A 26827-nucleotide genomic window follows, 5' to 3' on the forward strand; every position below is an offset into this window, starting at 1 on the left:
TGTGGTGATTGAGAAGCAGCTTATTAGGTGGTAGAAAATCAATAAAGATGGCCCGTTACTCTTCACTGTTTCACTTACAACAACAATAGGGCGCGGTGATGGATAAAGTTTACGCAATGCAACTGTTCACGCGGGTGGCCGAGCTGGAAAGTTTTACCCGTGCGGCGGAGTCGCTGGGGCTGCCAAAAGGCAGCGTATCGCGCCAGATACAGGCGCTGGAGAACCATCTGGGCACGCAGTTGCTGCATCGCACGACTCGCCGCGTACAGCTCACCCAGGACGGCATGGTCTATTACGAACGGGCTAAGGATTTACTGATTAACCTCGATGAACTCGATGGTTTATTTTTGCACGATCCCTCGACCCTCAGTGGGCGGTTGCGCGTGGATATGCCCGTCGCGGTGGCAAAAAACGTGGTCATCCCTCGTCTGCCCGCGTTCGTACAGCAGTATCCCGGTATTGAAATTGAGCTGAGCAGCAGCGACCGGCTGGTGGATGTGATCCGCGAAGGCTTTGACTGCGTGGTGCGCGTCGGCACGCTGAAAGACTCGGGGCTGATCGCCCGGCCGCTTGGCAAACTGTCGGTGATCAACTGCGCCAGCCCCGATTATCTTGCGCGCTTTGGCTACCCGGAAACGCTGGACGATCTGAGCGGCCATGCGGTGGTGCACTATGCCGTTAACCTCGGCACGCGACCGCAGGGCTTTGAGTTATATCGTGATAATGCCACGCAGTGGATCAAAACCGGCGGCATTCTGACGGTCAACAGCACCGAAACCTATCATGCTGCTTGCCTGGCGGGACTGGGCATTATTCAGGCACCGCGCATCGGCGTGCGGGAGGCGCTGCGCAGCCGCAAACTGGTGGAAATCCTGCCGCAATATCGCGCGCAGCCGATGCCGGTATCGCTGATCTACCCCCACCGCCGCAACCTGTCGCGCCGGGTGCATCTGTTCATGGAATGGCTGACTGACGTGATGAAGGCTTACGTTGACCAATGACCGTCTATAATTTCTGTTACATCACGCTAACAACGAAGGAACACAGCTCTGATGACAGCGGAAAATAGCGAGAAACGACCGACTCAGGACCTGGACTACGAGCCGGTAAAAAAAATGGATACGACAGATAAACCGCAACCGGAGTCTGAAAAAAAAGAGGAGAGCGGCGGGGCCATCGAAACGGTGAAGGAAACCGCGGAGAAAATCCAGCGCCGCCCGATGGTGGCGCACCTGATCCGCGCCACCGAACGCTTTAACGACCGCATGGGCAATCAGTTTGGTGCGGCCATCACTTACTTCTCGTTCTTGTCGATGATCCCCATCCTGATGGTGTCTTTCGCGGCAGCGGGCTTTGTGCTGGTGTCGCACCCGACGCTACTGGAAGATATTTTTAACAAGATCCTCACCAACGTCAGCGATCCGACGCTGGCCTCCACGCTGAAAAATACCATCAACATTGCGGTGCAACAGCGCACCACGGTAGGCCTGGTGGGGCTGGGGGTGGCGCTTTACTCTGGTATTAACTGGATGGGTAATCTGCGCGAGGCGATCCGCGCCCAGTCGCGCGATGTCTGGGAGCGTAACGCGACGGATGATGAAAAGTTCTGGGTGAAATACCTGCGCGATTTTATCTCGCTGATTGGTCTGCTGGTGGCGCTGATCATCACGCTTTCTATCACGTCCATTGCCGGCGCGGCCCAGGAGATGATCATTTCGGCGCTGTATCTGGATTCGATTGAGTGGCTGAAACCGGTGTGGCGACTGATTGGCCTGACGATCTCCATCTGCGCCAACTATCTGCTGTTCTTCTGGATCTTCTGGCGACTGCCGCGCCACCGACCGCGTAAGCGGGCGCTGATGCGCGGGACGCTGATTGCCGCCATTGGCTTTGAAGTGATTAAAATCATCATGACCTACACTCTGCCATCAATGGTGCAGTCGCCCTCTGGCGCGGCCTTCGGCTCGGTGCTCGGCATCATGGCGTTCTTCTACTTCTTCGCCCGTCTGACGCTGTTCTGCGCCGCGTGGATCGCCACCGCAGAATACAAAGACGACCCGCGAATGCCGGGCAAAAAACAGCGCTAAACCTATCATCGGGCTGAATAAAAACGCAAAATTTCAGCCCGATTCATCATTTCAGCATTAAAAACCAGTCCGTAACTTTTATTTAACCGAAAACCAGTTTTATATTCCGATATTCAAAAAGTGTGAAGCATTTCATGGATGCCAAATCTCAGGCATGAAAATTATTCACTTTTTGCGCAATTAATCACCGCCTCGCTGTTTTGTAACAGATTGAAATGTCGCTTTTGCTGTGCGTAATATGGCCGTCCGTTCGCCATAAAATAAGAAATATCTATGCAAGCTACAGCCACAACCCTCGACAATGAACAGGAAAGCCCGCCGGTAAACTCACGCAATAAGGTCGTTGTTGCCTCCCTGATTGGCACCGCCATTGAGTTTTTCGACTTTTATATTTATGCCACCGCGGCGGTCATCGTCTTTCCCCACATTTTCTTCCCGCAGGGCGATCCGACAGCGGCCACGCTACAGTCGCTGGCAACTTTCGCCATCGCCTTTATCGCCCGCCCGATCGGCTCGGCGGTGTTTGGTCACTTCGGCGATCGCGTAGGACGTAAAACCACGCTGGTGGCGTCGCTGCTGACGATGGGGATCTCGACGGTGCTGATCGGCCTGCTGCCGGGCTATGAAACCATCGGTATTTTCGCACCGCTGCTGCTGGCGCTGGCGCGTTTTGGTCAGGGTCTGGGCCTCGGCGGTGAGTGGGGTGGCGCGGCGTTGCTGGCGACAGAAAATGCGCCGCCGCGTAAACGCGCGCTGTACGGCTCCTTCCCGCAGCTCGGCGCGCCGATTGGCTTCTTCTTTGCCAATGGCACCTTCCTGCTGCTCTCCTGGCTGCTGACCGACGAACAATTCATGAGCTGGGGCTGGCGCGTACCGTTCATTTTCTCTGCCGTACTGGTGCTCATCGGCCTGTATGTGCGTGTGTCGCTGCATGAGTCGCCGGTGTTTGCCAAAGTCGCCGCCGCCAAAAAACAGGTGAAGATCCCGCTGGGTACGCTGCTGACGAAACACCTGCGCGTTACCATTCTCGGCACCTTTATTATGCTGGCGACCTACACGCTGTTTTACATCATGACGGTCTACTCGATGACCTACAGCACCACGCCTGCACCGGTGGGTCTGGGCATGCCGCGTAACGAAGTATTGTGGATGCTGATGCTGGCGGTCATTGGTTTTGGCGTGATGGTACCGGTGGCCGGTCTGCTGGCCGATGCGTATGGTCGCCGTAAATCGATGATTGTCATTACCTCGATGATCATTATTTTTGCGCTGTTTGCCTTCCCTCCGCTGCTGGGCTCAGGGAGTCAGGCGCTGGTGATGGTGTATCTGCTGCTGGGTCTGAGCCTGATGGGCCTGACGTTTGGCCCGATGGGCGCGCTGCTGCCGGAGCTGTTCCCGACGGAGGTGCGTTATACCGGAGCGTCGTTCTCCTATAACGTGTCGTCGATTCTGGGTGCGTCTGTGGCCCCCTATATCGCCGCCTGGCTGACCGCCAATTATGGCCTGTTCTATGTCGGCATCTATCTGGCCGCGATGGCCGGCCTGACGTTAATCGCGCTGATCCTCACGCACGAAACGAAGGATCAGTCGCTGTAATAAATTTGCCCCTCTCCTGTTCAGGCGAGGGGCAAATACTCACGCCGTGCGCAGGTTCTGCGCGGCTTTCACCATGTTGGCCAGCGCGCTACGAGTCTCCGGCCAGCCGCGGGTTTTCAGGCCGCAGTCCGGGTTCACCCATAAACGCTCTGCCGGGACACGCTGCGCCGCTTTTTTCAGCAACGCTTCGATCCATTCCACGCTCGGCACGTTCGGCGAGTGAATGTCATACACGCCCGGCCCGATTTCGTTCGGATAGTCGAACTCTTCAAACGACTCCAGCAGCTCCATGTCAGAACGCGAGGTTTCGATGGTGATCACGTCGGCGTCCAGCGCGGCAATAGAATCCATGATGTCGTTAAATTCGCAATAACACATGTGGGTGTGGATCTGGGTGTCGTCGCGCACCACGGCGGCATTGATACGGAAGGCTTCCACGCCCCACGCCAGATAGTCATCCCAGTCGCTGCGACGCAGCGGTAAGCCTTCGCGCAGGGCCGGTTCGTCAATCTGAATGATGCCGATGCCTGCCGCTTCCAGATCTGCCACTTCATCACGCAGCGCCAGTGCGATCTGTTTAGCGATGGTTTCGCGGCTGACGTCTTCACGCGGGAAGGACCAGCAGAGAATGGTCACCGGGCCGGTCAGCATGCCTTTTACCGGTTTGTCGGTCAGTGACTGGGCGTATTTCGCCCACTCGACGGTGATGGCTTCCGGGCGGCTGACATCACCAATGACCACCGGCGGTTTTACGCAGCGGGAGCCGTAACTCTGCACCCAGCCATTCTGCGTGAACACGAAGCCGTCGAGGTGCTCGCCGAAGTATTCCACCATGTCGTTACGCTCGGCTTCCCCGTGTACCAGCACATCCAGCCCTAAGCGTTCCTGTTCGGCAATCGCCTGTTTAATATGTTCCGCGATGCCGGTGCGATAGTTGCCCGCGTCTAAACGTCCCTGTTTGAAATCCAGACGCAGGCCGCGGATCTCGGTGGTCTGCGGGAAGGAGCCGATGGTCGTTGTCGGCCACGCCGGCAGGTTAAAGCGCTCGCGCTGGGCTTTTGCGCGTTCCGCATAAGCGCTCTGGCGCTGGCTGTCCTGCGGGGTGATGGCCGCCAGACGTTGTTCCACGGCGGCATTGTGAACCCGCGTTGAACTGCGACGCGCCTGGATCGGGGCGCTCCATTCTGTCAGTTTTGCTGTCTCGCCGCTGTTTAGCGCATCGCGCAACAGCGCCAGTTCTTCGCATTTTTGCAGGGCAAAGGCGAACCAACTTTTAACTTCCGCATCGAGGCGGGTTTCCACTGAGAGATCGATCGGGCTGTGCAGCAGCGAGCAGGACGAGGCCACCCACAGATCGCGTTTACCGACGATCTCTTTAATCTGCGCATATTTCTCCGTCAGATCGGCGCGCCAGACGTTACGACCATTGATCACACCGGCAGAGAGCAGCCAGTCGGACGGCAGACGGCGGTGCAGTTCGTTGACGTCATCCTTACCGTGTACCAGATCCACATGCAGACCCTGGACCGGCAGCGCGGTGATGGTGTCGAGGTTTGGCGTCACGCCTTCAAAATAGGTGGTCAGCAGCAGTTTGACCTGCCCGGTGAGCGCATCGTAAGCCGGTTTGAACGCGTCCAGCCACGCCTGCGGCAGCTCCAGCACCAGCGCCGGTTCGTCAATCTGCACCCACTCCACGCCGCGTTTCGCCAGTTCACCCAGCACCTGCTGATAAACCGGCAGAATGTCCGCAAGCAGACTCAGACGGTCAAACGGCTCGCCTTTCACTTTGCCGAGCCACAGGTAGGTCACCGGGCCTAACAGCACAGGCTTGACGCTGTGTCCAAGGGCGAGGGCTTCGTCGACCTCTCCCAGCAGCTGCGTCCAGGTGAGTTTGAACTGCTGGCCTTTGGTGAACTCCGGCACCATGTAGTGATAGTTGGTGTTAAACCACTTGGTCATTTCTGCGGCCGCTGCCGGTTCGCCGGTCGGCGCACGGCCACGACCAATGCGGAACAGGGTGTCGATGTCGACGGATCCATCGTTGTTCTGATGACGAGCCGGCACGTTACCGAGCAGCAGGCTGGTGGTCAGAACATGGTCGTACCAGGCGAAATCGCCCACCGGCAGCAGGTCAATGCCCGCCTGTTTTTGCTGATCCCAGTGGCGGGCGCGCAGTTCGCGTCCCACCGCCAGTAATTCTTCACGGCTGGTGTTACCCGCCCAGTAGCTTTCTTGCGCTTTTTTCAGTTCGCGGCGCAGGCCAACGCGAGGGAAACCGAGGGTGTGGTTGCGAATTGTCATTTTGTACCCCTTATGGAATTTTCAGGATTTTAGCCGTCCAGATGTTTACACTTCCATAATGTGTAGGTACTGTATATTCCTCAAGCGCAAATTGTTCATGCCGGAGTGAAGGACTTTCATGATCGAGATTAAACATCTGAAAACGCTACAGGCGTTACGGAACAGCGGATCCCTTGCGGCGGCGGCGGCGACGCTGCATCAGACGCAATCCGCCCTCTCCCACCAGTTCAGCGATCTGGAGCAGCGCCTTGGCTTTCGGTTATTTGTGCGTAAAAGTCAGCCGCTACGCTTTACGCCGCAGGGCGAGATCCTGTTGCAGCTGGCGAATCAGGTACTGCCGCAAATCAGCCGGGCGTTGCAGGACTGCAACGAGCCGCAGCAGACGACGCTGCGCATTGCCATCGAATGTCATAGCTGTATTCAGTGGCTGGCGCCGGCGCTGGAGATTTTCCGCGCGAAATGGCCGCAGGTGGAGATGGACTTTAAATCCGGCGTGACCTTTGATCCGCAGCCTGCGCTGCAACAAGGCGAACTGGACGTGGTGCTGACCTCCGACATTCTGCCGCGCAGCGGTCTGCACTATTCACCGATGTTTGATTATGAAGTGCGGCTGGTGCTGGCCCCGGATCATCCGCTGGCGGCAAAAGCGCGTATTACCCCGGAAGATCTGGCCTGCGAAACGCTGCTGATTTACCCGGTGCAGCGCAGTCGTCTGGATATCTGGCGGCATTTCCTGCAACCGGCTGGCATCACCCCGGCGCTGAAAAGCGTCGATAACACGCTGCTGCTGATCCAGATGGTGGCGGCAAAAATGGGTATCGCGGCCCTGCCGCACTGGGTGGTTGAGAGTGTTGAACGCCAGAATTTGATTGTCACCAAAACCCTGGGCGAGGGGCTGTGGAGCCGGCTGTACGCTGCCGTGCGCGATGGCGAGCAGCGTCAGCCGGTGACGGAGGCGTTTATTCGCGGAGCGCGGGATCACGCCTGCGATCATCTTCCTTTTGTGCGGAGCGCGGAGCGACCCAGTGGCGATGCACCCACAGCGAAGCGACTATCACCGACCCACCAATGATAAAGCTGGGCCAGTGCGGCTGCTGATGCCAGATCGCCAGATTGACCAGCAGACCCGCGGGCACATGCATATTATTCATGATGCCCAGCGTGCCCGCATCCACCTGCGTGGCACCGTAGTTCCACATGAAGTAACCGATGCCGGATGCCGCCACGCCAAGAAACACCAGAATGCTCCATTGCAGCGTGGTTTCCGGTAATTTCTGCGCGTTGCCCATCATAAACCAGGCGATGACCGCCACCACAAACGCGCCCATATAGAACCAGGCAAAAGCGTTATGTTGCGGCATCGGGCGGGTTTCCATCAGGCGCTTATAGCCCACCATGCCAATCGCAAAACTGATATTCGACAACTGCACCAGCAGCAGGCCGGTCCAGAAGTGATCCGTCACCTGGTCGTAACGGATAATTCCCGCACCAATCACCGCCAGCAGAGCGCTAAAGGCGTAGCCCCAGCGCAGGCGGCGCTTGCTCATCAGGTCATAAATCAGGGTGATATACAGCGGCGTCAGGACGGTGAACAACAGCAGTTCCGAAACCGTCAGGTAGAGATAGGCATGGAAACTCAGCATATACATGATGCCGAGTTGCATGGCACCCACCAGCATATAGAGCGCGATGGTTTTCACATCATGCCCGCGGGTGCGCAGGAACGGTAAAAAGACCAGCGCCGCCAGACCGACGCGCACCAGCACGGCGAAATAGCTGTCAACATGACCGGCAAGGTATTCGCCAAACAGGCTGAAGGAAAACGCCCACAGAACGGTGGTGATGATCAGTAACGCCACAATGAATGTCTCTTTGATTAGTGAGCACTCATTGTAGCGGACTTCACGGTTGACAACTGACCACTATTTAATCAGTCGAGAAACAGTTTACGCAGATAGTTGGGGACGGCGTTATCGGCGTTAGTGCCGATCACTTCCAGCTCCGGATGCAGATCTTTCAGACGCTGGTGCGCATTCGCCATAATGCAGCCTTTGCCCGCCATCGAGAGCATCTCCGCGTCATTCATGCCGTCGCCAAAGGCGATGCAATTCTGTAAGCCATAGCCCATGGCTTTCGATACCGCTTCCAGCGCATGGCCTTTCGAGACGCCGCCCGCCATCACTTCCAGACAGGTGAGCGTGGAAAAACTCACGTTAACGCGATCGCCCCAGCGGGCGTTGATCGCCTGCTCCAGCGGCAGCAGCTTTTCATGACTTTCGCAGCTAAAGAAAATTTTACTGACGTTATCCGCATCCAGCAGCCCCGGCTCAAACAGCGAGTAGCTGAAGATCGCCTCTTTGAAAAAGCGCATTTCATCCGGGCGGTGACGGTTGATAAACCATTCGTCATCACGATAAACGTTGGTGAGAATATCCGGGTTCGCATGCACCACGCCAAACAGGTCGCTGGCGATGTCGCGATCCAGATTATGGGTGAAGACCAGATTGCCATCGGTGTCATGCACTCGCGCACCGTTGGAGGTGATCATATAGGCTTTGATGCCCAGATTATCGCGGATCTGGCCGACATCGACATGGTGACGGCCAGTGGCGAAGACAAAGTTCACACCGCGCGCGGTCAGCAGTTTTAACGTTTCTTTCGCGTAAGGTGAAAGGGTATGGTCGGGAGAGAGCAGCGTGCCATCTAAATCAGACGCAACAACCTGATACATAAGAAAATTCAACCTCTGGACAAAGCGGGAGACCCGCCGGGTGAGTTATGCCTGTCGAAAAAATCGACAATGGCGTTAAGCGCGACTGAGCGCATAGCGTCCTTTTCGAAAAGGATCTCATGGTAAGCGCCTGGAATAACCAGCGGTTTGCCTCCCTCGCAAGGATGGCCCGCTGCGGCGCGAATTTCACAAAAACGGTCATGCATGCGGTTATCCACGACCCGCTCTTCTTCCGCCTGGATAAGCAGCACCGGCGTGGCGTCGTTCGCCGCCCCTGCCAGCACCATTTCGCCCGCGCGTATTCCTTCCCGCACCCAGTGATTGGTCGGCCCGCCGACGCGCAGCTGTGGATCGTCAGCATAGAAGCGCAGATTGCGACGATAGCGCTCCCGACTGTGGGTCAGCACGTTAAGGCTAAAGGGCAGCGGCTGCCAGCGCCCGGTACCGATGGCGTAACTGTCGCGCATACGCGGGTTGCCTTCGGCCCAGTCAAGAATATGCCGCACCATCCAGTCCGGCAGACGTATGACAATGCCAAACATCGGCGCCGTCAGGGCGATGGCATCACACGCCTGCGGCATGCGTTGCAGGAACAGTGTGGAGATCGCGCCGCCCATCGAATGCGCCAGAATGTAGCGTTTGCGCCACGGGCCCGGCGTCACTTCCTGCGCCCAGAAGGCGGCCAGATCCTCGACGTAATCATCAAAATTATCGACGTGCCCGCGATGGCTGTCGGAAAGCAGACGCCCGGAGCGCCCCTGCCCGCGGTGATCAATGATCAGGACATCAAAGCCGAGATGAAACAGATCGTACGCCAGTTCGGCGTATTTCACGTAACTTTCGATGCGTCCGGGGCAGACGACAATGACCCGATCGTGGCTGGCGGCGCGAAAGCGCACAAAGCGTATCGGGATATTATCGACGCCGATAATTTCGGCTTCCTCGCGCTGACGCCAGAAATCGGTCAGCGGTCCGTGAGCGAATGCCGCAAACGCGTTTTCTCTTGTTTCCCAGTCCATTTTCTGCCGAAACATTGGGTCTGAACCCCCGACTGCCGTGTAATATCGTTTTTTCAGGCCGCGCCACACCGTACGCTAACAATAAGGTATTGTGGCATAAAAAATGTCATCCAGGGAGTTCACATGACCTTCGAATGGTGGTTCGCCTACCTCATTACCTCAATCATCCTCAGCCTGTCGCCGGGTTCCGGTGCCATCAACACCATGACAACCGCCATGACGCATGGCTATCGCGGTGCGGCGGCGTCGATCAGCGGATTACAGGCCGGTCTTGCTATTCATATCGTGCTGGTGGGGATTGGCCTGGGGACGCTGTTTTCCCGTTCGGTGATGGCCTTTGAAGTGCTGAAGTGGGCGGGCGCGGCCTATCTGGTCTGGCTGGGTATTCAGCAGTGGCGCGCCGCCGGGGCGCTGGATCTCAACACGCTGGCGAGCACCCCGTCGCGCGGGCACCTGTTCCGTCGGGCGGTATTTGTGAATCTCACTAATCCCAAGAGCATCGTGTTTCTTGCCGCGCTGTTCCCGCAGTTTATCGTGCCGCATCAGCCGCAGATCATGCAGTACGTGGTGCTCGGCACCACCACCATCGTGGTCGATATTATTGTGATGATTGGCTACGCCACGCTGGCGACACGGATTGCGTCATGGATCAAAGGCCCGCGCCAGATGAAAGCGCTTAACCGGATCTTTGGCTCGCTGTTTGTGCTGGTCGGCGCGCTGCTGGCCTCCACCCGCCACGCGTAAGTAAATCGGGAAGGCGGCTCGCAAAATCCGTCTTCACGCAGTGCCAGAATGCCGCCACTGATGTCACCACGGACGGCATACCATGGCAGAAACAGCCACACCCCACGATTCGGTATTCAAAACGTTCCTTTCCCGCGTGGAAACCGCGCGGGATTTTATTGAAATACACTTACCGCCTGCCCTGAGATCGGTCTGCGATCTGCAGACCCTGCGCCTGGAATCCGGCAGTTTTGTCGAAGACGATTTGCACCCCTATTACAGCGATATTCTTTATTCACTAAAGATGACAGGCGGCGACGGCTACATCTATGTGCTTATCGAACATCAAAGCTCGCCCGATAAACATATGGCCTTCCGGTTGATGCGCTACGCGGTGGCCGCCATGCAACGTCACCTGGAAGCCGGGCATTCCGCCCTTCCCCTGGTGATCCCGGTACTTTTCTATCAAGGGCGGCGCAGCCCCTGGCCCTGGAGCCTGAACTGGCTGGACGGTTTTCCTCATCCGCAACTGGCCCGGCAGCTCTACAGTAGCCCATTCCCGCTGGTGGATATTACCGTCATCCCTGATGAGGAGATCATGCAACATCGCAGCATGGCGGCACTGACGCTCATCCAGAAGCATATCCGCCAGCGTGACCTCGCCCTGCTGCTGGACCAGCTCGCTGGCCTGCTGATAGAGGAGCACATGAGCGGACACCAAATTGCGGTACTGGTAAAATATATGATTCATGCCGGAGAAACGCATGACGTGAAAACGTTATTGTATGAACTGGCGCGCCGCGTGCCACAACAAGGAGATAAGCTGATGACAATCGCTGAACAGTTAAAATTGATGGGGCGGACAGAAGGACTCCTGCAAGGGATACAAGAAGGCATACAGCAAGGGATAGAGGAAGGACTCCTGCAAGGGATACAGGAAGGCATACAGCAGGGGATAGAGGAAGGACTTCAGCAAGGGATGCAAGAAGGGCTTCAGCAAGGGATAGAGGAAGGACTACACCAGGGGATCCTCGAAGGTCAACGCGCCGCACGGCAGGAGATTGCGCGACAGATGCTGCTAAAGGGTTTCGACAAGCACGCGATCATCGAAATGACCGGTCTGTCGCAGGAGGAGTTGCAGCACCTCTGCCATTAAAAACACCCACCCGTATTGACGCCGGGTGGGCATGCTTTTAACGGGAAACAATCAGATGGATCCCGAAGCCCGCGAACAGCGCCCCGGCAACACCATCGATCCATTTCGCCATCCGCTGGTAACCGCGACGCATCGTCGGCAGCGCAAACAGGCTCGCCACGACGGTAAACCAGGCGAAGGTTTCCAGCGAAATCAGAATGAAAATACCCCAGCGTTCCGCGGATCCCACGTTATCGCCAACAAACAGCGAGAAGACGGAACCGAAGTAAATAATCGCTTTCGGGTTGGCCAGATTGGTCAGCAGCCCTTTCAGGAAGCTGCGGCCGCTGGTCGCCAGTTCCACCTGCGGTGCCGGTGCGTCTGGATCTTTTTTCTGCAGCGCGCCACGCAACATCTTGTAGCCCATCCAGCACAGATACAGCCCGCCGCCGACCATAATGATGTTATGCAGCCACGCCATTTTTTCGAGGATCAGGTTCAGGCCAAGCAGCGCCACGCCCGCCCAGACCATGACGCCGGTGGTGATACCCAGTACGCCCATCATGGCTTCTTTACGTGAACGGCTAACGGCAGTCTGCGAAACAAAGAAGAAATCTGGCCCCGGGCTCATCAGCGCAACGATATGCACCAGTGCCACGGTGAGAAATAGCATTAACATAAACAGCTCGCGGGGGAAAAATTCATTGGGATCTCATCCTGACACTTTTTTACGTGATTGACTACTCGTCATCGTCGCCATCCACATGCGAGCGGATCAGCGCCATAAACTCTTTACCAAAACGCTCCAGCTTGCGCATTCCCACGCCGTTAACACTGAGCATTTCGCTGGCGGTGATCGGCGTCTGTTCCGCCATCTCGATCAGCGTTGCATCGTTAAACACCACATACGGCGGAATGTTCTCTTCATCGGCGATGGCTTTGCGCAGTTTGCGCAGTTTGGCAAACAGCTTGCGGTCATAGTTGCCGCCGAAGACTTTCGGGTTATTGCGCGCTTTGATAGCCACCACGCGTGGCACGGCGAGCTGCAACGGGACTTCCGCCCGCAAAAACGGACGCGCGGCCTCGGTAAGCTGTAGCGCGGAATGCTGGGCGATATTTTGCGTCACTACCCCCAGATGAATGAGCTGGCGGATCACACTGACCCAATGCTCGGTCGTCTGGTCGCGCCCTTCACCATAAATCTTGAGTTTGTCGTGACCTAAATCGCGGATACGCTGGTTATTCGCGCCGCGCAGCACTTCCACGACGTATCCCATACCGAAGCGCTGACCGACACGATAAATCGCCGACAGCGCCTTTTGCGCGTCCATTAACCCGTCGTACTGACGCGGCGGATCAAGGCAAATATCGCAGTTGCCGCACGGCTCCTGACGCCCTTCGCCAAAATAGTTGAGCAGCACCAGACGGCGGCAGGTCTGCGCTTCAGCGAACGCGCCCATGGCGTTCAGCTTGTGGCGTTCGATGTCCTGTAACTGACCTTGCGGCTTCTCTTCCAGACACTTACGCAACCAGCCCATGTCGGCGGGATCGTAGAACAGCATGGCTTCTGCGGGCAGGCCGTCACGCCCGGCGCGACCGGTTTCCTGATAGTAGGACTCGATATTACGTGGAATGTCGAAATGCACCACAAAGCGCACATTCGGCTTGTTGATCCCCATGCCGAATGCCACTGTCGCCACCACAATTTGCAGGTCGTCGCGCTGGAATTTTTCCTGCACCTCGGCACGCACGCTGTGTTCCAGACCGGCATGATAGGCTCCGGCGCTGAAACCACGGCTTTGCAGACGGGCGGCGGTATCTTCAACCTTGGCGCGGCTGTTACAGTAAATAATGCCGGATTTACCTTTCTGATCCTGCACATAGCGCAGCAGCTGATCGAGCGGCTTGAATTTTTCCATCAGCATATAGCGGATGTTCGGGCGGTCGAAACTGCTGACCTGGATCAGCGGATCGTTAAGACCCAGCAGGTGAACAATATCATTGCGGGTGGTGTCGTCTGCCGTGGCGGTCAGCGCCATAAACGGCAGCGACGGGAAGCGCGCACGCAGCTGCCCCAGGGCGGCATATTCCGGGCGGAAGTCATGGCCCCACTGGGAAATACAGTGCGCTTCATCAACGGCAACCAGTGCCGGATTCCAGTGGGCAAGATGCTCAAGGAAATTATCCAGCATCAGGCGTTCCGGCGCGATGTACAGCAAGCGGATCTGCCCGTTGCGACAACCTGCCATCACCTCTTGCTGCTGCTCGCGGGTTTGCGTGGAGTTCAGACAGGCGGCGGCCACGCCGTTCGCCAGCAGCTGATCCACCTGGTCTTTCATCAGCGAGATCAGCGGCGAGACAACAATAGTCAGACCGTCGAGTACCAGCGCCGGGATCTGATAACACAAGGATTTGCCGCCGCCGGTAGGCATCACGACCAGACAGTCGCGGCCTTCCAGCACGGTATCAATGATTGTCTGCTGACCGGGGCGGAATTGCTGATAGCCGAAGGTTTCCTGCAAGACCTGTTTCGCCAGCGATGCCTGATTCATTACTTCCGCCTGCGCCACATCTACCCCATTTACCCGAAATAAAAACAGGCGCTATTTTCAGCGCCTGCGAGTGAAACTGCAATGCTTTAGAACAGATCGTTTAGCATAACGCCAACGCCGACGCGCGTCTGGTTAAAGTTGTAATCGATGAGGGATTCACCGTAACCGCTATAAACCTGAGTATAAAGACGGACATGGCGGGTGATCGGATAACTCACGCCCAGCTCTGCACCGCCGTAACCGGTATTCCAGTTATATTGCCCTTTCGCGCTCAGGATAGCCTCACCCAGCTGATAACCGACTTTCAGCTGGTAGTAACCCATATATTTGGTGATGTCCGGGTTGTCATCGGTATCGCCCACCACGTACCACGGCTTCACTTCCACCAGCCAGTTGCCGTTTTGCGCCATCATACGGCTGTACAGACGGTTCCAGCTGCGGGAGGTCGGGTCGGAACGACCGTTTGAGTCGTGGTTAAAACCAAATTCCACATCGCGCAGCGTCCAGCCTGCCAGTTCATAATCCGTCGCAAAACCAAGGAACAGCTGCGGTTCGTAGTTGGTTTCACGGAACGGGGACGATTCGCCGCTGTTGGAGAGCTGCCACCAGGATTTCTGGGTATAAGACGCGCCGAGTACCGAGTTTGGCCCGATAATCCCGCGCCAGAACGGGAAGGCCAGGCTCAGCTGAAACTTCACTTCATCTTTACGTGAGTTTTGCGCCCAATTGTACGTTTCGATCGCTTCTTTGTTCAGATCGCTGGTTGCCGTGTAAATGGCGTAGTTCGATTCATACGGATACAACGTAAAAGGATTATCGTGCTCTTGTAAAAGATTGGCGATGATACTGCCGCGAACTGCCGGGGCGTCATGCACGGCTTTTACCGTCGCTTCCTGCGCAAATGCTGTGAACGGCAGCGCAACGGCCACCAGAAACCAACCCAGAAACGTCCGCATCGGTCTTGCTCTCCTGAACAAAATAATAGAGGTGAATAATTATCAGACGCCCATTCTACATATTTATTAATTAACTGCGCAGTTATCGTTTCTGAAAGTGGAAATCAACATTAACGAAGCATAAAATCAACATTTTAGTAACCAATGGATCAGGTGATTATGTCAGCCGTCCTTACAGCCGATGCCGCGTTACAGCTGGTCGGTGAGATTTTTGTTTATCACATGCCGTTTAATCGCGCGCTGGGGCTGGAGCTGGAACGCTACGAAAAAGCGTTTGCCCAGCTCAGCTTTAACAATCAGCCGATGATGGTCGGTAACTGGGCGCAGAGCATTTTACATGGCGGGGTCATCGCCTCGTCGCTGGACGTTGCCGCAGGCCTGGTGTGCGTTGGCAGCACCTTAACGCGTCACGATACCATCAGCGAAGACGAGTTGCGCCAGCGGCTGTCGCGCATGGGCACCATCGATTTGCGCGTCGATTACCTGCGCCCTGGCCGTGGAAACCGTTTTACCGCCACCAGCACCCTACTGCGCGCGGGTAATAAAGTCGCGGTCGCCCGCGTCGAACTGCACAATGAGGAGCAGTTGCATATCGCCACCGCCACGGCGACGTATATGGTAGGTTGAGCGGCAGAGATCGGGTAAAATGTCGTTACTTTTTAGTAACAGATGTTGGATGTACCGATGGATGCAAAGCAGACGCGGCAGGGGGTATTACTCGCCCTCGCCGCTTATTTTATTTGGGGTATCGCACCGGCTTACTTCAAACTGATCGATTTCGTTCCCGCCAGTGAAATTCTGACCCACCGCATTATCTGGTCGTTCTTTTTTATGGTGGCGCTGATCAGCGTCAGCCGCCAGTGGTCGCAACTGAAGAGGCTGCTCAGCCAGCCGAAAAAGATCCTGTTGCTGGCCTTGTCGGCGGTATTAATCGGTGGCAACTGGCTGCTGTTTATCTGGTCGGTGAATAGCCATCATATGCTGGAAGCCAGCCTCGGCTACTTTATCAATCCGCTGGTGAATATTGTGCTGGGGATGATTTTTCTTGGTGAGCGTTTCCGCCGTATGCAGTGGCTGGCGGTGCTGCTTGCCGCCTGCGGCGTGCTGGTGCAGCTGTGGACCTTTGGCTCGCTGCCAATCATCGCGCTGGGGCTGGCCTTCAGCTTTGCGTTTTATGGTCTGGTACGCAAGAAGATCGCCGTCGATGCGCAAACCGGCATGCTGATCGAAACGCTGTGGCTGCTGCCGGTCGCCGCCATCTGGCTGTTCGGTATTGCCGATACGACCACCAGCCATATGACGCAAAATCCGTGGTCGCTGAATCTGATGCTGATGGCGGCAGGCGTGGTGACGACCATCCCACTGCTGTGCTTTACCGGTGCGGCGACGCGTCTGCGTTTATCCACGCTGGGCTTCTTCCAGTACATCGGACCAACGCTGATGTTCCTGCTGGCGGTGCTGTTTTATGGCGAAATCCCCGGCGCGGATAAGATGGTCACCTTTGGGTTTATCTGGGTGGCGCTGGCGGTATTTGTGATGGATGCGCTCTATACGCAGCGGCGGGTACGGAAAGGGTTGTGATTTTTATCGGATGGCGCTTCGTTTAGCAGGCCTACAGGTTGCGTAGGCCGGATAAGGCGAAGCCGCCCTCCGGCACAGACATTTACAGCCAGTTACGGCGCTTGAAGTACAGATAGGGTGCAAGACCGGCGAGCATCATTAAAATGATCGCCCCCGGATAACCAAAGCTCCATTTCAGCTCCGGCATAAACTCGAAGTTCATACCATAGCTGGAGGCCACCAGCGTCGGCGGCAGGAACACTACGGACACCACCGAGAAGATCTTGATGATGCGGTTCTGCTCGATATTGATAAAGCCCATCGCCGCCTGCATCAGAAAGTTAACTTTCTGAAACAGGGATTCGTTGTGCGGCAGCAGGGATTCAATATCCCGCAGGATCTCGCGCGCCTGCTCCAGCTGACCGCCCGGTAAACGCGCCTTGCGCACCAGGAAATTCAGCGCGCGCTGGGTATCCATCAGACACAGCCGCACTTTCCAGCCGATGTCTTCCTGCTCCGCCAGCGCTGACAGCGCCTCGTCATACTCATCGCCCTGCTGGCCTTCCATAATGACGCGGCTCAGCTTTTCCAGATCGCTGTAAATGTTTTCAATTTCATCTGCCAGCTGTTCGATTTTGGTTTCGAACAGATCGAGCAGCAGTTCGTAAGCATTGCCGTCGATCATCGCCTGGCTGCGGGCGCGCATACGGTATAACCGGAAAGCCGGTAATTCGCGCTCACGCAGGGTAAACAGGCGGCCATCGCGGATGGTAAAGGCGACGGTGGAGTTACCGGCGTGATCTTCCGCATCTTCAAAAAAGAAGAAGGAGTGAATGTGCAGGCCGTCTTCATCTTCGAAGAAACGTGCCGAGGCCTCGATGTCTTCCAGCTCCGGGCGGGTTGCCAGGCTTTGCCCCAGTTCGGACTGTACGCGGTGTCGCTCATCGTCATCCGGTTCGACCAGATCCACCCAAACGGCGTCAATAAGGGGTTGTGACTCTTCCGCTTCCAGACGAGTCAGGCGATTATTTTCCAGTTGAAATGCGCTCAGCATGACCGGGACTCCCAATGCAAAAATTATCGGACAGTTCGGTGGGCACACAGAAACAAATTGGGTTTCAGACCATTAAACAGCCTGACTCAGTGCGACGGGTAAAAATGCGGTCGCTGACAACCACTAAGGCCATCAGCGCGAGGAGATAGCCTTAGGAGTTGTTCCTGGATGACAGGGAATTGAGCCAGTATCTACTGGGTGTGTCCAAGGCGAATGTCCTCTTAGCGTAATCGTGCGCGCATGTTACGCCAGCAGAAAAATGGCGTCAACACGCAACGGAACGGCTGAGGATATTAATTAACCTTACCGGTATAAGGCTAGCAGAACATTACAAAATTATGATATTTTTCTGAATGTTACACAGTTTCCAGCTTCGCATAGGCGGCAACCAGCCATTTGATCCCCTGACCCGGAAAGGCGATTTGCAGGCGACTGTGCTCGCCGCTGCCTTCCAGATTCACCACTGTCCCTTCGCCAAATTTTGCATGACGTACGCGCTGCCCCAGCTTAAAGCCGGAGTCGCTTTGGGTGATGGGCGTACCTAATTGCTTGTGCGTCACCGGGCGGCTAATGCTGGCGCGCAGACGGACTTCCTCCACACACTCTTCCGGCAGTTCGCCGATAAAGCGCGACGGACGATGATAGACTTCTTTGCCGTACAGACGCCGGGTTTCCGCGTAGGTCAGCGTCAGCTTCTGCATGGCGCGGGTGACGCCCACGTATGCCAGACGGCGCTCTTCTTCCAGACGCCCGCCTTCATCCAGCGACATCTGGCTCGGGAACATCCCCTCTTCCACGCCGACGATAAACACCTGCGGGAACTCCAGCCCTTTGGCGGAGTGCAGCGTCATCAGCTGTACCGCGTCCTGCCAGGTATCCGCCTGGCCTTCGCCCGCTTCCAGCGCCGCGTGGGACAGGAAGGCCTGCAACGGCATCAGATCTTCTTCTTCGTCGTTGTAGCTGAACTGGCGCGTTGCCGTCACCAGTTCCTCTAAGTTTTCCACGCGCGCCTGGCCTTTTTCGCCTTTCTCTTGTTCATACATGATGAACAGGCCGGAATCTTTGATCACCCGATCCGCCTGCACGTGCAGCGGCATGTCGGAGGTTTCCTGCGCCAGCGCTTCGATAAGCTCCATAAAGCGTTGCAGCGCACTGGCGGCACGACCGGCAAGGGCTTTCTCCTGCAATAACTCGCGGCAGGCTTGCCACAAGGTCAGCTGGCGGTCGCGCGAGGCCTGACGTACCACGTCCAGGGTGCGGTCGCCAATGCCGCGCGTCGGGGTATTGACTACACGTTCGAAGGCGGCATCGTCGTTGCGGTTGGCAATCAGACGTAAATAGGAGAGCGCGTCTTTAATTTCCTGACGTTCGAAGAAGCGCATACCGCCGTAGATGCGGTACGGCATCCCCACCTGCAAGAGCGCCTCTTCCAGCACGCGCGACTGGGCGTTGCTGCGATAGAGAATGGCGCACTGCTCAAGCGCGCCGCCGCTGTCCTGCCAGGTTTTGATACGGTTGACCACGAAGCGCGCTTCGTCGAGTTCGTTGAAGGCGCAGTAGAGCGAAATCGGATCGCCATCGATTCCGTCGGTCCACAGCTTTTTACCAAGACGCCCGTTATTGTTTTCAATCAGGGCGTTAGCGGCACGCAGAATATTGTTGGTGGAGCGGTAGTTCTGCTCAAGACGGATGGTTTCTGCACCAGGGAAGTCGTTCAGGAAGCGCTGGATATTTTCCACCTGCGCACCGCGCCAGCCGTAGATCGACTGGTCATCATCACCGACGATCATCACCTTGCCGGTGTCGCCTGCCAGCAGACGGATCCACGCGTACTGAATGTTGTTGGTGTCCTGGAATTCGTCCACCAGGATATTGGTAAAGCGCTCGCGGTAGTGATTAAGGATGTGCGGCTTGTTGAGCCACAGCTCATGGGCGCGCAACAGCAGCTCGGCAAAATCGACCAGACCGGCGCGATCGCAGGCTTCCTGATAGGCCTGGTACACTTTCTGCCAGGTCTGCTCCACCGGATTACCGAAGCTCTGAATATGATGTGGACGAATGCCTTCGTCTTTCTGGCCGTTGATGTACCACATCGCCTGACGCGGCGGCCACTGCTTCTCGTCGAGGTTCATGGCTTTGATCAGACGGCGTAACAGGCGCAGCTGATCTTCGCTGTCGAGGATCTGAAAATCCTGCGGCAGATTCGCATCCATATGGTGGGCGCGCAGCAGACGGTGCGCGAGGCCGTGGAACGTCCCGACCCACATGCCGCCCTGGCTGTTGCCCATTAACTGGCTGATACGGTGGCGCATTTCCGCCGCCGCTTTGTTGGTGAAGGTTACCGCCATGATGGAGTACGGCGAGCAGTTTTCTACCGTCAACAGCCAGGCGATACGGTGGACCAGCACGCGTGTCTTACCGCTGCCTGCGCCTGCCAGCACCAGCATGTTGGTGCGCGAGGCGGCTACCGCATCACGTTGTTTGTCATTGAGGCTGTCGAGCAGGTAAGAAACGTCCATTGGCACCGCCACCTAGTAATCAGAAACAGAACGAATTGCCCGCTGGCGCTTCGCTTACCGGGCCTACGCTATCGTAGGGCGGATACGCCTAACGCCATCCGCCAAAACCCTGGTATTTTATACAGAACTATTGGTGATTATATCAGCGAGGTCAGAGATGCCAACTGCGAAATTTCAACGTGCGGCAATAAACGGCTGTCCGTGGCGGTCATCAGGCTGGCACCTTGCGGTTTGATCCAGCACGCCTGCATGCCATAACGGATCGCCCCGGCTACGTCAGTGGTAAGGTCATCGCCGACATGCAGGATCTCCCCCGGCGGCACGCCGAGCTTTTCCGAGGCCAGTTGGTACATATCACTGAAAGGTTTTGAGCGACCATGCGGGCCTGCGCGCAGCACAAACGCAAAATAATTACCCAGACCGAAGCGCTCAGGCTCGGCGTTACCATTGGTGATGGCCACCAGCGGCCACTTTTTGCCCAGCGCCGCCAGGGTGTCGTGCGTGGCCTGCGGCACGTCGATGCGGCTGCGCCAGTGGGCGAAGTTTTCCATGGCAGCGCGAGCGCCGGCATCCGCTTCTTCCGCGTTCAGACCGGCGTTCAACATTGCCTGCATCACTGACCGACGTCGCCATTCGGTCACGTCGTGATAAATGTCCGGCTCGCTTTCGCGTAACGCCTGGCGCAACTGCTGAAAATCACTTTTTTGCAGCGCCTTTAGCGCCGGATGGTAATTTTGTACGAAAGTCAGCGACTCCTGCTCGGTACGCAGGATCACCGCATGGTTATCATACAAGGTGTCGTCCAGATCGAATGTCAGGGCCGAGATATGGCCCAGTGGGCGGTAAAAACGCATTATTTCCCCCGTTTGGCGCGTGGATGCGCCGCGTCATACACTGAGGCGAGGTGTTGAAAATCAAGATGGGTATAGATTTGCGTCGTCGACAGGTTAGCGTGTCCCAGCAACTCCTGAACGCCGCGCAGATCGCCGCTCGATTCCAGCATGTGGGTAGCAAACGAGTGGCGCAGCTTATGGGGATGCACGTGGCTATTCAGCCCCTGCTTGATACCCCATTCCGCAAAGCGCTTCTGCACGTTACGCGCCGAGATGCGCTTGCCCAGCTTCGATAAAAACAGCGCGTCTTCATCGCTGCCAAACAGACCGCGCAGATCCAGCCAGTGCTCGATCCAGATGACCGCATTACGGCCAATCGGCAGGCGACGCTCTTTGCTGCCTTTACCCATCACCCATACTTCGCCGCTCTCTAAATCCAGATGTTTAATATCAAGCCCGACCAGCTCTGACAGACGCAAACCCGCGCCGTACATCACTTCAAGCATTGCCCGGTCGCGAACCGCCAGCGGATCGTTGAGATCGATATTCAGCAGGCGATTCACATCGTCGACGTCGATATTTTTTGGCAGATGGCGCGGCGCTTTCGGCGCGGCGATGCCTTTGGCCGGATTGGCAGGCAACTCGCCCTGCGACACCATCCAGTCGAAGAAACTGCGCAGGGCAGACAAGCGCAGCGCAAGGCTGGCCGCGCCCAGGCCGTGGCGACGGCTACGGACCGCCATGGTACGCACGCTGGCGGCATCGCAATCGGCCCAGCGGGTCATGCCGGTTTCACGGGCGATCGCCATAATGGCGTCGAGCTGACGCCGGTAGTTGAGCAAGGTGACAGGGCTGAGCTGACGCTCAACGCCAAGATAGCGCAGAAAACGGCTTACGGCATGGTCAAGGGTAGGATCGCTCATACGCGCTCAATCCAGCGCTCCAGCAGGTCTGGTAGCAACAGGGCGATTTCCTGAAGCAGCTGGGTTCCCTGCCCCTGCTGATAATGGTGCACATCCCGGCTACTGAAGAGGATCACGCCGAGGTCACCGTCACGCCCCATCATCGACATCGCCACCGATCCGATAGCTTTCGCCTCGGGCATTACCACCAGCAGTTCCGGGCCGTTTAAGGTGCCAAGATAGTGATTTTCGTGGCCGAGGCGCTGAATACGCAGCGACTCGAAGGCCTGACGGCTCAGCGCCAGATGCGTAAAGCCAGACGGCGCGCCTATGCGCCAGCGATCGGGGAATAAACGAATGCTCGCCCCCGCCAGCCCCATTTCCCGCGCCCAGCGGTGGAAACGGTTGAGCAAATCCTCAAGGCTGGTAGCGGACGCCAGACGACCCTGCAGACGCAACAGGCGATTAAACAGGCTTTCGTTGGTGCTGGCCTGCTCCATCAGCAGCGTCATATTCTCTTCGAGCACATTAATGTGGTTGCGCGCGCGCGCCATTTGCCATTCGACGAGAGAGACGGCGCCACGCACCGGGTGCGGTACGCGGAGCAATTCCACGGCCCGCGCATTACGGATAAAGAACGCAGGATCGCGCAACAGATACTCCACGACGTCACTGTCATTAAGCGTGGCCTGCGCCTCCTGCTGTTCTTCCCCTGTCTGCTTCATAAATGAATAAATCCGTCGTAAACATGTGTCGCCGGGCCAGTCATATACAAGGGATGGCCCGGCCCCTTCCAGGCGATGTCGAGACGCCCGCCCGGTAAATCGACGCGTACTTCTTCCGCCAGTAATCCTTGCTGGATCCCCACAGCAACTGCCGCACAGGCGCCGCTGCCGCAGGCCTGGGTTTCGCCAGCCCCGCGCTCAAAAACGCGCAGACGGATCTGTTCGCGTTTCATCACCTGCATAAAGCCGATATTGGCCCGCTCCGGGAAGCGTTCATGGCTTTCCATCACCGGGCCGAGAGTTTCCACCGGCGCGTTGTCCACATCATCAACCTGAATGACGCAGTGCGGATTACCCATGGACACCACGCCGCAGAGAATAGTCTGCTCGGCAACGCGCATAATATAGGTCTTTTCCGCTTTGTTGGCGCGAAACGGTACCGCCGACGGCTCGAAGTTTGGCTCACCCATATTCACGCGCACCAGCTCATCTTCCGTTACGCTGAGCACCATCCGGCCATTGGCCGTGCTGACGCGAATATCGCGTTTATTGGTCAGCCCTTTCAGCCGTACAAAGCGGGCAAAACAGCGCGCGCCGTTACCGCACTGCGAGACTTCACTGCCATCGGCATTAAAGATGCGGTAATGAAAATCGAGATCCGGATCGTAAGGCGGTTCAACGATCAGCAGTTGATCAAAACCCACGCCCAGATGCCGGTTAGCCAGACGGCGGATCAGTTCTGGCGAGAAAAAGACATTCTGCGTTACCGCGTCGACGACCATAAAATCGTTGCCAAGGCCATGCATTTTTGAGAACTGCATCATCTACTCCATTCCCGCGGTTACAGAATAAAATCTGTTAGTAATTCACCTGAGTAGGGCCGTCATTGTTGCCACGATCGTTACGCGTCGGCGTCAGTTCTTGCTCGGTACTTTCTACTTTTTTCGTCGGCGGCGGTGCGGATTTATCGGCTGGCGGAAAATAGAGCGGGCCTTTCAGACCACAGCCGGCCAGACTGCACAACGCGACGAAAACAAAAAGCGTTCGGAACACATTCTTCATTATGGTTTGCCTGTAAGTTCATGCTTGCTGTTTCTATCATCGCAGGAGAAGCCGCAAAAGCAAGAGTTTGCGCACCCCCTGCATTGGGAATTGTTTCGCGTTATACTCGCGGCATCACGAAAAAAAGGAAAAAAAATGAACGATTCAGAATTCCATCGCCTGGCCGACAACCTGTGGCAGACCATTGAAACCCGTCTGGATGCGTGGGACGGCGACGGCGATATTGACTGCGAAATCAACGGTGGCGTGCTGACCCTGACGTTCGAAAACGGCAGCAAAATCATTATCAACCGTCAGGAGCCGCTGCATCAGGTATGGCTGGCGACCAAACAGGGCGGCTACCATTTTGATTTGAAGGGCGATGAGTGGATTTGCGATCGCAGCGGCGAGCGCTTCTGGGATCTGCTGGAGCAGGCCGCCACGCAGCAAGCGGGTGAAGCGGTCAGCTTCCGTTAAGAGAAATACTGCTGTAACAGCGGGGCGTCGTCATCCTGATTAGCCGGAGGGACGACGCTGATCGTCTGACTGCGGTACGGGATCACCTGCGCACGCCCGTCCACCTGCACAATCTGATAGAACTGCGGCAGGTTGAAGTTGATAAAGCTGGAGCCGTAGGTAAAGCGATCGTGCGACGAGGAGTAGAAGCGGCTGACGTCGCGCACCAACTCCTCGGTGCTGCCTTCACAGTGGTGATACACCTCTGCGCGGTTGCTCTCATCGAGGATGTAGATCGTAAAGCCGTTGTTGTCTGCCGACGCCTCGAAGAAGAACTGAATAATCCCTTCGCTGGCAAAACCATCGACTACCGACGGCAGTTTGACGTGATTCGTCTCGACCTGCACGGACAGTCCATGCAGCTTGTTATGAGAAATGGCACCGTAAAACTCGATGGCATTTTCCAGCTTCTGCACCGATACATTCAGACGTTCGAAGAACAGCCCCCAGGTTTGTCCCGCCACACGCAGCGCTTTGAAACGCCCGGTTTCCTGACGGGTGCTGGACAGGCGTAATTCAATACACTCGGACACCAGTTGCTGGACACGGGTACGGATCAGCCCACGCAGGTGCTGGCTGTAACAGAACACTTCGACGCTGTCCGGCGGCGCGGCGTCCTGATGCATTTTGCCGAGAATGGTTTTCAGCGCTTCGATCATCGCCTGTTCGCCGTTGAAGTGCAGGGTACGCACTTCATTCCACGAGTTGCGATAGAGCAGATCGACACTGCCCACCAGACAGTTTTGCTGTTCACCGAAGCTGAACACATCCAGCTTACGGAAATCAAAATGCACCACCTGATTGCGGAAGGCCGCCGTCGGGTCGTATTCCAGGTTGACGATAATCGCCAGATGGCGAATTTCACACGGGCTGTAGAGCGCTTTCGGGGTCGGTGCGGGTAAACGCAACGGGAAGTGGTGCGACACGTCAGCCACCATTTCCTGGAGCTTCGCCAGATCTGCCACGCCGTTGCCTTTAATGAACAGACGAGTGCGTGAAGTCAGCAGCCCGTTAAACCACGCCCAGGCCACCAGCTTATTCAGGTAGCGGTTATATTCCAGCGGCTGATGGCTGATGATGGCGTCCATGTTCGGCGCACGGTTGTAGAGATACCAGCCAGCGCGGTTAGCGCGGCCCGCCGGCACATGAATAAAGGTCAGGTTCGGCTCAGAGAGATCCGGCGAAATCTGTGGGTTGACCAGCGTCACTTTGCCAGGCAACGCTTCAAAAGCAGCGTACAACTTACGCGTCAACACGCCGATGTCCTGTGGACTGGCGGAAACGCTTAAATTATTGCGGCGGGCGAAACGGATCAGGTTGCGATAGGTTTGCATCATCGCATCCAGCAGTTCGTTGTGCGCTTCACGAACCTGCTCGATTTTCCAGTTAGCGCGGTTGTCGAGCATGGCAAGACGTTCATCGTCCCAGCCCCACTCTTTCACCAGCGAACTGATCACTTCACGACGCCAGCCCACGCAGGCGCGTTCGCGGCTCAGTTTTTCGCACACTTTTAAGTAGAAGCAGCGGCGTACCAAATCGAGACGGGTGGTGTCTTCGATCGCCGTCAGATAGGCGGTTACGCGCTCCAGCATCATGCAGTAGTGATCGAGACCAAAAGAGACGATCTCGCCGTCGTGCAGACGCTGTTTGATGTCTTTCGCCAGCAGGCGAGTGTTCGGGTATTCCCAGGAATAGGCTTCCAGCAGCAGCGTTTTCAGCACTGCTTTATATGGGGAATCGATACTTTTATACAGCTGCCACAGGCTGGCCCCGAAGTACTCTTCGGCAGACAGGGAGCTTAAGCCGCCCAGATCCAGCCATTCGTTCGGCGTCAGCACGCCCTGCGCGTAAAGCGACATCACGTAATCGTCGTAATGATCTTCTTCGTTACCCGGCACCATATTCCACAGAATACGTTTCCCGGCCAGACGCACAGCGGTGCGATAGAATTCGTCGAGCAGCAAAATATGCTGCGTGGAGCCGCAGTCTTCGCCGCCGAGGCTGCCGCTTTCGTTGTGGCGGAAGCGGTTTTCATCGATCAGGAAGAAGCTGACTTCCACACCAAGGGACGCGGCCCAGCTTTCGAGCAGGCTGCATTTGCGCTGCAGGAGCTGGCGCTCGTCGTTATCGAGCCACGACTGGTGGCAAACCCAAATGTCCAAATCCGAAGAACAGCTTTGTCCTACCGACGAGGTACTGCCCATGGAGTAGACGCCAGTGATTGGCAATTCGCCTTCCGGCGGAGTGTCCTGCGGCGGCAAATCGAGTTCGTTCAGATAGTGAAGTTGGGTTTCATCAGGCGTGTAGAGGCAAATACCACTGGGAACGTTACCTTCAAGGTAACCCGGCATCAGCGGATGGTGGTAATGCAGCAATGTAGGCAGCAGACTGTAAACCTGCTGGAAAGCAGGGCCCATAGCAGCCAGTGCGCGATCGACACGCAGTTGGTTTATGGCATCCAGTCTCTGTTTCAGAGTCTCAATATAGAGGTACAAGACGTATCGCCTGATGTTTAAACCTTCCCGGTTGCGGTTGCGATGGCCTTCCCGTCACCGAACTGTTCAGATTTCAGTATTT

Annotated in this window: 25 protein-coding genes; 9 read left to right on the plus strand and 16 right to left on the minus strand. The window is 56.6% G+C overall.

Going from position 1 to position 26827, the window contains the following annotated elements; genetic code table 11:
- Positions 1-98 precede the first annotated feature (98 nt).
- The 3 genes from KW828_RS08385 to KW828_RS08395 all read left to right on the plus strand — a co-directional run bounded on the left by KW828_RS08385 (position 99) and on the right by KW828_RS08395 (position 3683).
- A complete protein-coding gene (locus KW828_RS08385; RefSeq protein ID WP_218335960.1) occupies positions 99-1001 on the plus strand; it encodes a LysR family transcriptional regulator in 903 nt (300 codons plus the stop codon).
- Positions 1002-1052: 51 nt separating this feature from the next.
- Complete coding sequence (gene yhjD, locus KW828_RS08390; RefSeq protein ID WP_218335961.1) at positions 1053-2087, plus strand: inner membrane protein YhjD; 1035 nt, start codon at positions 1053-1055, stop codon at positions 2085-2087.
- A 273-nt stretch (positions 2088-2360) separates the two neighbouring features.
- Entirely contained in the window at positions 2361-3683 is a 1323-nt protein-coding gene (locus KW828_RS08395) for an MFS transporter (protein WP_088221104.1), read from the plus strand.
- 39 nt (positions 3684-3722) lie between these two features.
- Here the strand turns inward: KW828_RS08395 and metE are convergent, their stop codons facing one another.
- Entirely contained in the window at positions 3723-5984 is a 2262-nt protein-coding gene (gene metE, locus KW828_RS08400; protein ID WP_218335962.1) for a 5-methyltetrahydropteroyltriglutamate--homocysteine S-methyltransferase, read from the minus strand.
- A gap of 118 nt (positions 5985-6102) precedes the next feature.
- On the opposite strand from metE, the gene metR reads away from it, so the two are divergent.
- Positions 6103-7056 (plus strand): HTH-type transcriptional regulator MetR, encoded by a 954-nt coding sequence (metR, locus tag KW828_RS08405; protein WP_218335963.1) that lies wholly within the window; start codon positions 6103-6105, stop codon positions 7054-7056.
- Here metR and KW828_RS08410 read toward each other — a convergent pair.
- The 3 genes from KW828_RS08410 to pldB all read right to left on the minus strand — a co-directional run bounded on the left by KW828_RS08410 (position 6944) and on the right by pldB (position 9749).
- Positions 6944-7843, minus strand: coding sequence for a carboxylate/amino acid/amine transporter (locus tag KW828_RS08410; protein WP_218335964.1), 900 nt, complete (start codon positions 7841-7843; stop codon positions 6944-6946). The two genes, metR and KW828_RS08410, sit on opposite strands and share 113 nt — an antisense overlap.
- Before the next feature lie 71 nt (positions 7844-7914).
- Positions 7915-8715 (minus strand): sugar/pyridoxal phosphate phosphatase YigL, encoded by an 801-nt coding sequence (gene yigL / locus KW828_RS08415; RefSeq protein WP_218335965.1) that lies wholly within the window; start codon positions 8713-8715, stop codon positions 7915-7917.
- A gap of 8 nt (positions 8716-8723) precedes the next feature.
- Positions 8724-9749 (minus strand): lysophospholipase L2, encoded by a 1026-nt coding sequence (gene pldB, locus KW828_RS08420; RefSeq protein ID WP_218335966.1) that lies wholly within the window; start codon positions 9747-9749, stop codon positions 8724-8726.
- 108 nt (positions 9750-9857) lie between these two features.
- On the opposite strand from pldB, the gene rhtB reads away from it, so the two are divergent.
- Together rhtB and KW828_RS08430 are read left to right on the plus strand one after the other, a co-directional pair.
- Positions 9858-10478, plus strand: a complete 621-nt coding sequence (gene rhtB / locus KW828_RS08425) for a homoserine/homoserine lactone efflux protein (RefSeq protein ID WP_218335967.1) — start codon at positions 9858-9860, stop codon at positions 10476-10478.
- An 82-nt stretch (positions 10479-10560) separates the two neighbouring features.
- Entirely contained in the window at positions 10561-11613 is a 1053-nt protein-coding gene (locus KW828_RS08430; RefSeq protein ID WP_218335968.1) for an Rpn family recombination-promoting nuclease/putative transposase, read from the plus strand.
- Between the two features lie 37 nt (positions 11614-11650).
- On the opposite strand, the gene rhtC is transcribed toward KW828_RS08430, so the two are convergent.
- The 3 genes from rhtC to pldA all read right to left on the minus strand — a co-directional run bounded on the left by rhtC (position 11651) and on the right by pldA (position 15100).
- On the minus strand, positions 11651-12271 hold the full coding sequence (rhtC, locus tag KW828_RS08435; RefSeq protein ID WP_218335969.1) for a threonine export protein RhtC: 621 nt from the start codon (positions 12269-12271) through the stop codon (positions 11651-11653).
- Between the two features lie 61 nt (positions 12272-12332).
- Positions 12333-14162 (minus strand): ATP-dependent DNA helicase RecQ, encoded by a 1830-nt coding sequence (gene recQ, locus KW828_RS08440; RefSeq protein ID WP_218335970.1) that lies wholly within the window; start codon positions 14160-14162, stop codon positions 12333-12335.
- A 68-nt stretch (positions 14163-14230) separates the two neighbouring features.
- Positions 14231-15100, minus strand: coding sequence for a phospholipase A (pldA, locus tag KW828_RS08445; protein ID WP_218335971.1), 870 nt, complete (start codon positions 15098-15100; stop codon positions 14231-14233).
- A 159-nt stretch (positions 15101-15259) separates the two neighbouring features.
- Here pldA and yigI point away from each other — a divergent pair, with 159 nt between their 5' ends.
- Both yigI and rarD read left to right on the plus strand, forming a co-directional pair.
- A complete protein-coding gene (gene yigI, locus KW828_RS08450; RefSeq protein ID WP_218335972.1) occupies positions 15260-15727 on the plus strand; it encodes an acyl-CoA thioesterase YigI in 468 nt (155 codons plus the stop codon).
- A gap of 57 nt (positions 15728-15784) precedes the next feature.
- The gene (rarD, locus tag KW828_RS08455) at positions 15785-16681 is read left to right on the plus strand and encodes an EamA family transporter RarD (protein ID WP_088221306.1); all 897 of its coding nucleotides are present in this window, start codon (positions 15785-15787) and stop codon (positions 16679-16681) included.
- An 82-nt stretch (positions 16682-16763) separates the two neighbouring features.
- Here the strand turns inward: rarD and corA are convergent, their stop codons facing one another.
- The 8 genes from corA to KW828_RS08495 form a co-directional block, all read right to left on the minus strand.
- Positions 16764-17714: a magnesium/cobalt transporter CorA gene (gene corA / locus KW828_RS08460; protein WP_072571105.1), complete on the minus strand. Its 951-nt coding sequence runs from the start codon at positions 17712-17714 to the stop codon at positions 16764-16766.
- Positions 17715-17865: 151 nt separating this feature from the next.
- The gene (gene ysgD, locus KW828_RS08465) at positions 17866-17922 is read right to left on the minus strand and encodes a YsgD/CorL family protein (protein ID WP_212743980.1); all 57 of its coding nucleotides are present in this window, start codon (positions 17920-17922) and stop codon (positions 17866-17868) included.
- A gap of 148 nt (positions 17923-18070) precedes the next feature.
- Positions 18071-20233 (minus strand): DNA helicase II, encoded by a 2163-nt coding sequence (gene uvrD / locus KW828_RS08470; protein ID WP_218335973.1) that lies wholly within the window; start codon positions 20231-20233, stop codon positions 18071-18073.
- A gap of 137 nt (positions 20234-20370) precedes the next feature.
- Complete coding sequence (gene yigB / locus KW828_RS08475; RefSeq protein WP_218335974.1) at positions 20371-21087, minus strand: 5-amino-6-(5-phospho-D-ribitylamino)uracil phosphatase YigB; 717 nt, start codon at positions 21085-21087, stop codon at positions 20371-20373.
- On the minus strand, positions 21087-21989 hold the full coding sequence (gene xerC, locus KW828_RS08480; protein WP_218335975.1) for a tyrosine recombinase XerC: 903 nt from the start codon (positions 21987-21989) through the stop codon (positions 21087-21089). The genes yigB and xerC overlap by 1 nt, the downstream gene beginning before the upstream one ends.
- Positions 21986-22693, minus strand: a complete 708-nt coding sequence (locus tag KW828_RS08485) for a DUF484 domain-containing protein (RefSeq protein WP_218335976.1) — start codon at positions 22691-22693, stop codon at positions 21986-21988. The genes xerC and KW828_RS08485 overlap by 4 nt, the downstream gene beginning before the upstream one ends.
- A complete protein-coding gene (gene dapF, locus KW828_RS08490; protein WP_218336090.1) occupies positions 22690-23514 on the minus strand; it encodes a diaminopimelate epimerase in 825 nt (274 codons plus the stop codon). Before dapF ends, KW828_RS08485 begins: the two co-directional genes overlap by 4 nt.
- Positions 23515-23551: 37 nt before the next feature.
- Entirely contained in the window at positions 23552-23755 is a 204-nt protein-coding gene (locus tag KW828_RS08495) for a lipoprotein (protein WP_072571099.1), read from the minus strand.
- Between the two features lie 135 nt (positions 23756-23890).
- Between KW828_RS08495 and cyaY the strand changes: the two genes are divergently transcribed.
- Positions 23891-24211: an iron donor protein CyaY gene (cyaY, locus tag KW828_RS08500; RefSeq protein ID WP_218335977.1), complete on the plus strand. Its 321-nt coding sequence runs from the start codon at positions 23891-23893 to the stop codon at positions 24209-24211.
- On the opposite strand, the gene cyaA is transcribed toward cyaY, so the two are convergent.
- Positions 24208-26745 carry a class I adenylate cyclase gene (gene cyaA, locus KW828_RS08505; RefSeq protein ID WP_218335978.1) on the minus strand — a complete coding sequence of 846 codons (2538 nt, stop codon included), beginning with the start codon at positions 26743-26745 and terminating at the stop codon, positions 24208-24210. The two genes, cyaY and cyaA, sit on opposite strands and share 4 nt — an antisense overlap.
- Between the last annotated feature and the right edge of the window lie 82 nt (positions 26746-26827).

Origin of the sequence: Enterobacter sp. ENT03, from assembly GCF_019218745.1 — a bacterium.
Classification (GTDB): Bacteria; Pseudomonadota; Gammaproteobacteria; order Enterobacterales; family Enterobacteriaceae; genus Enterobacter_D.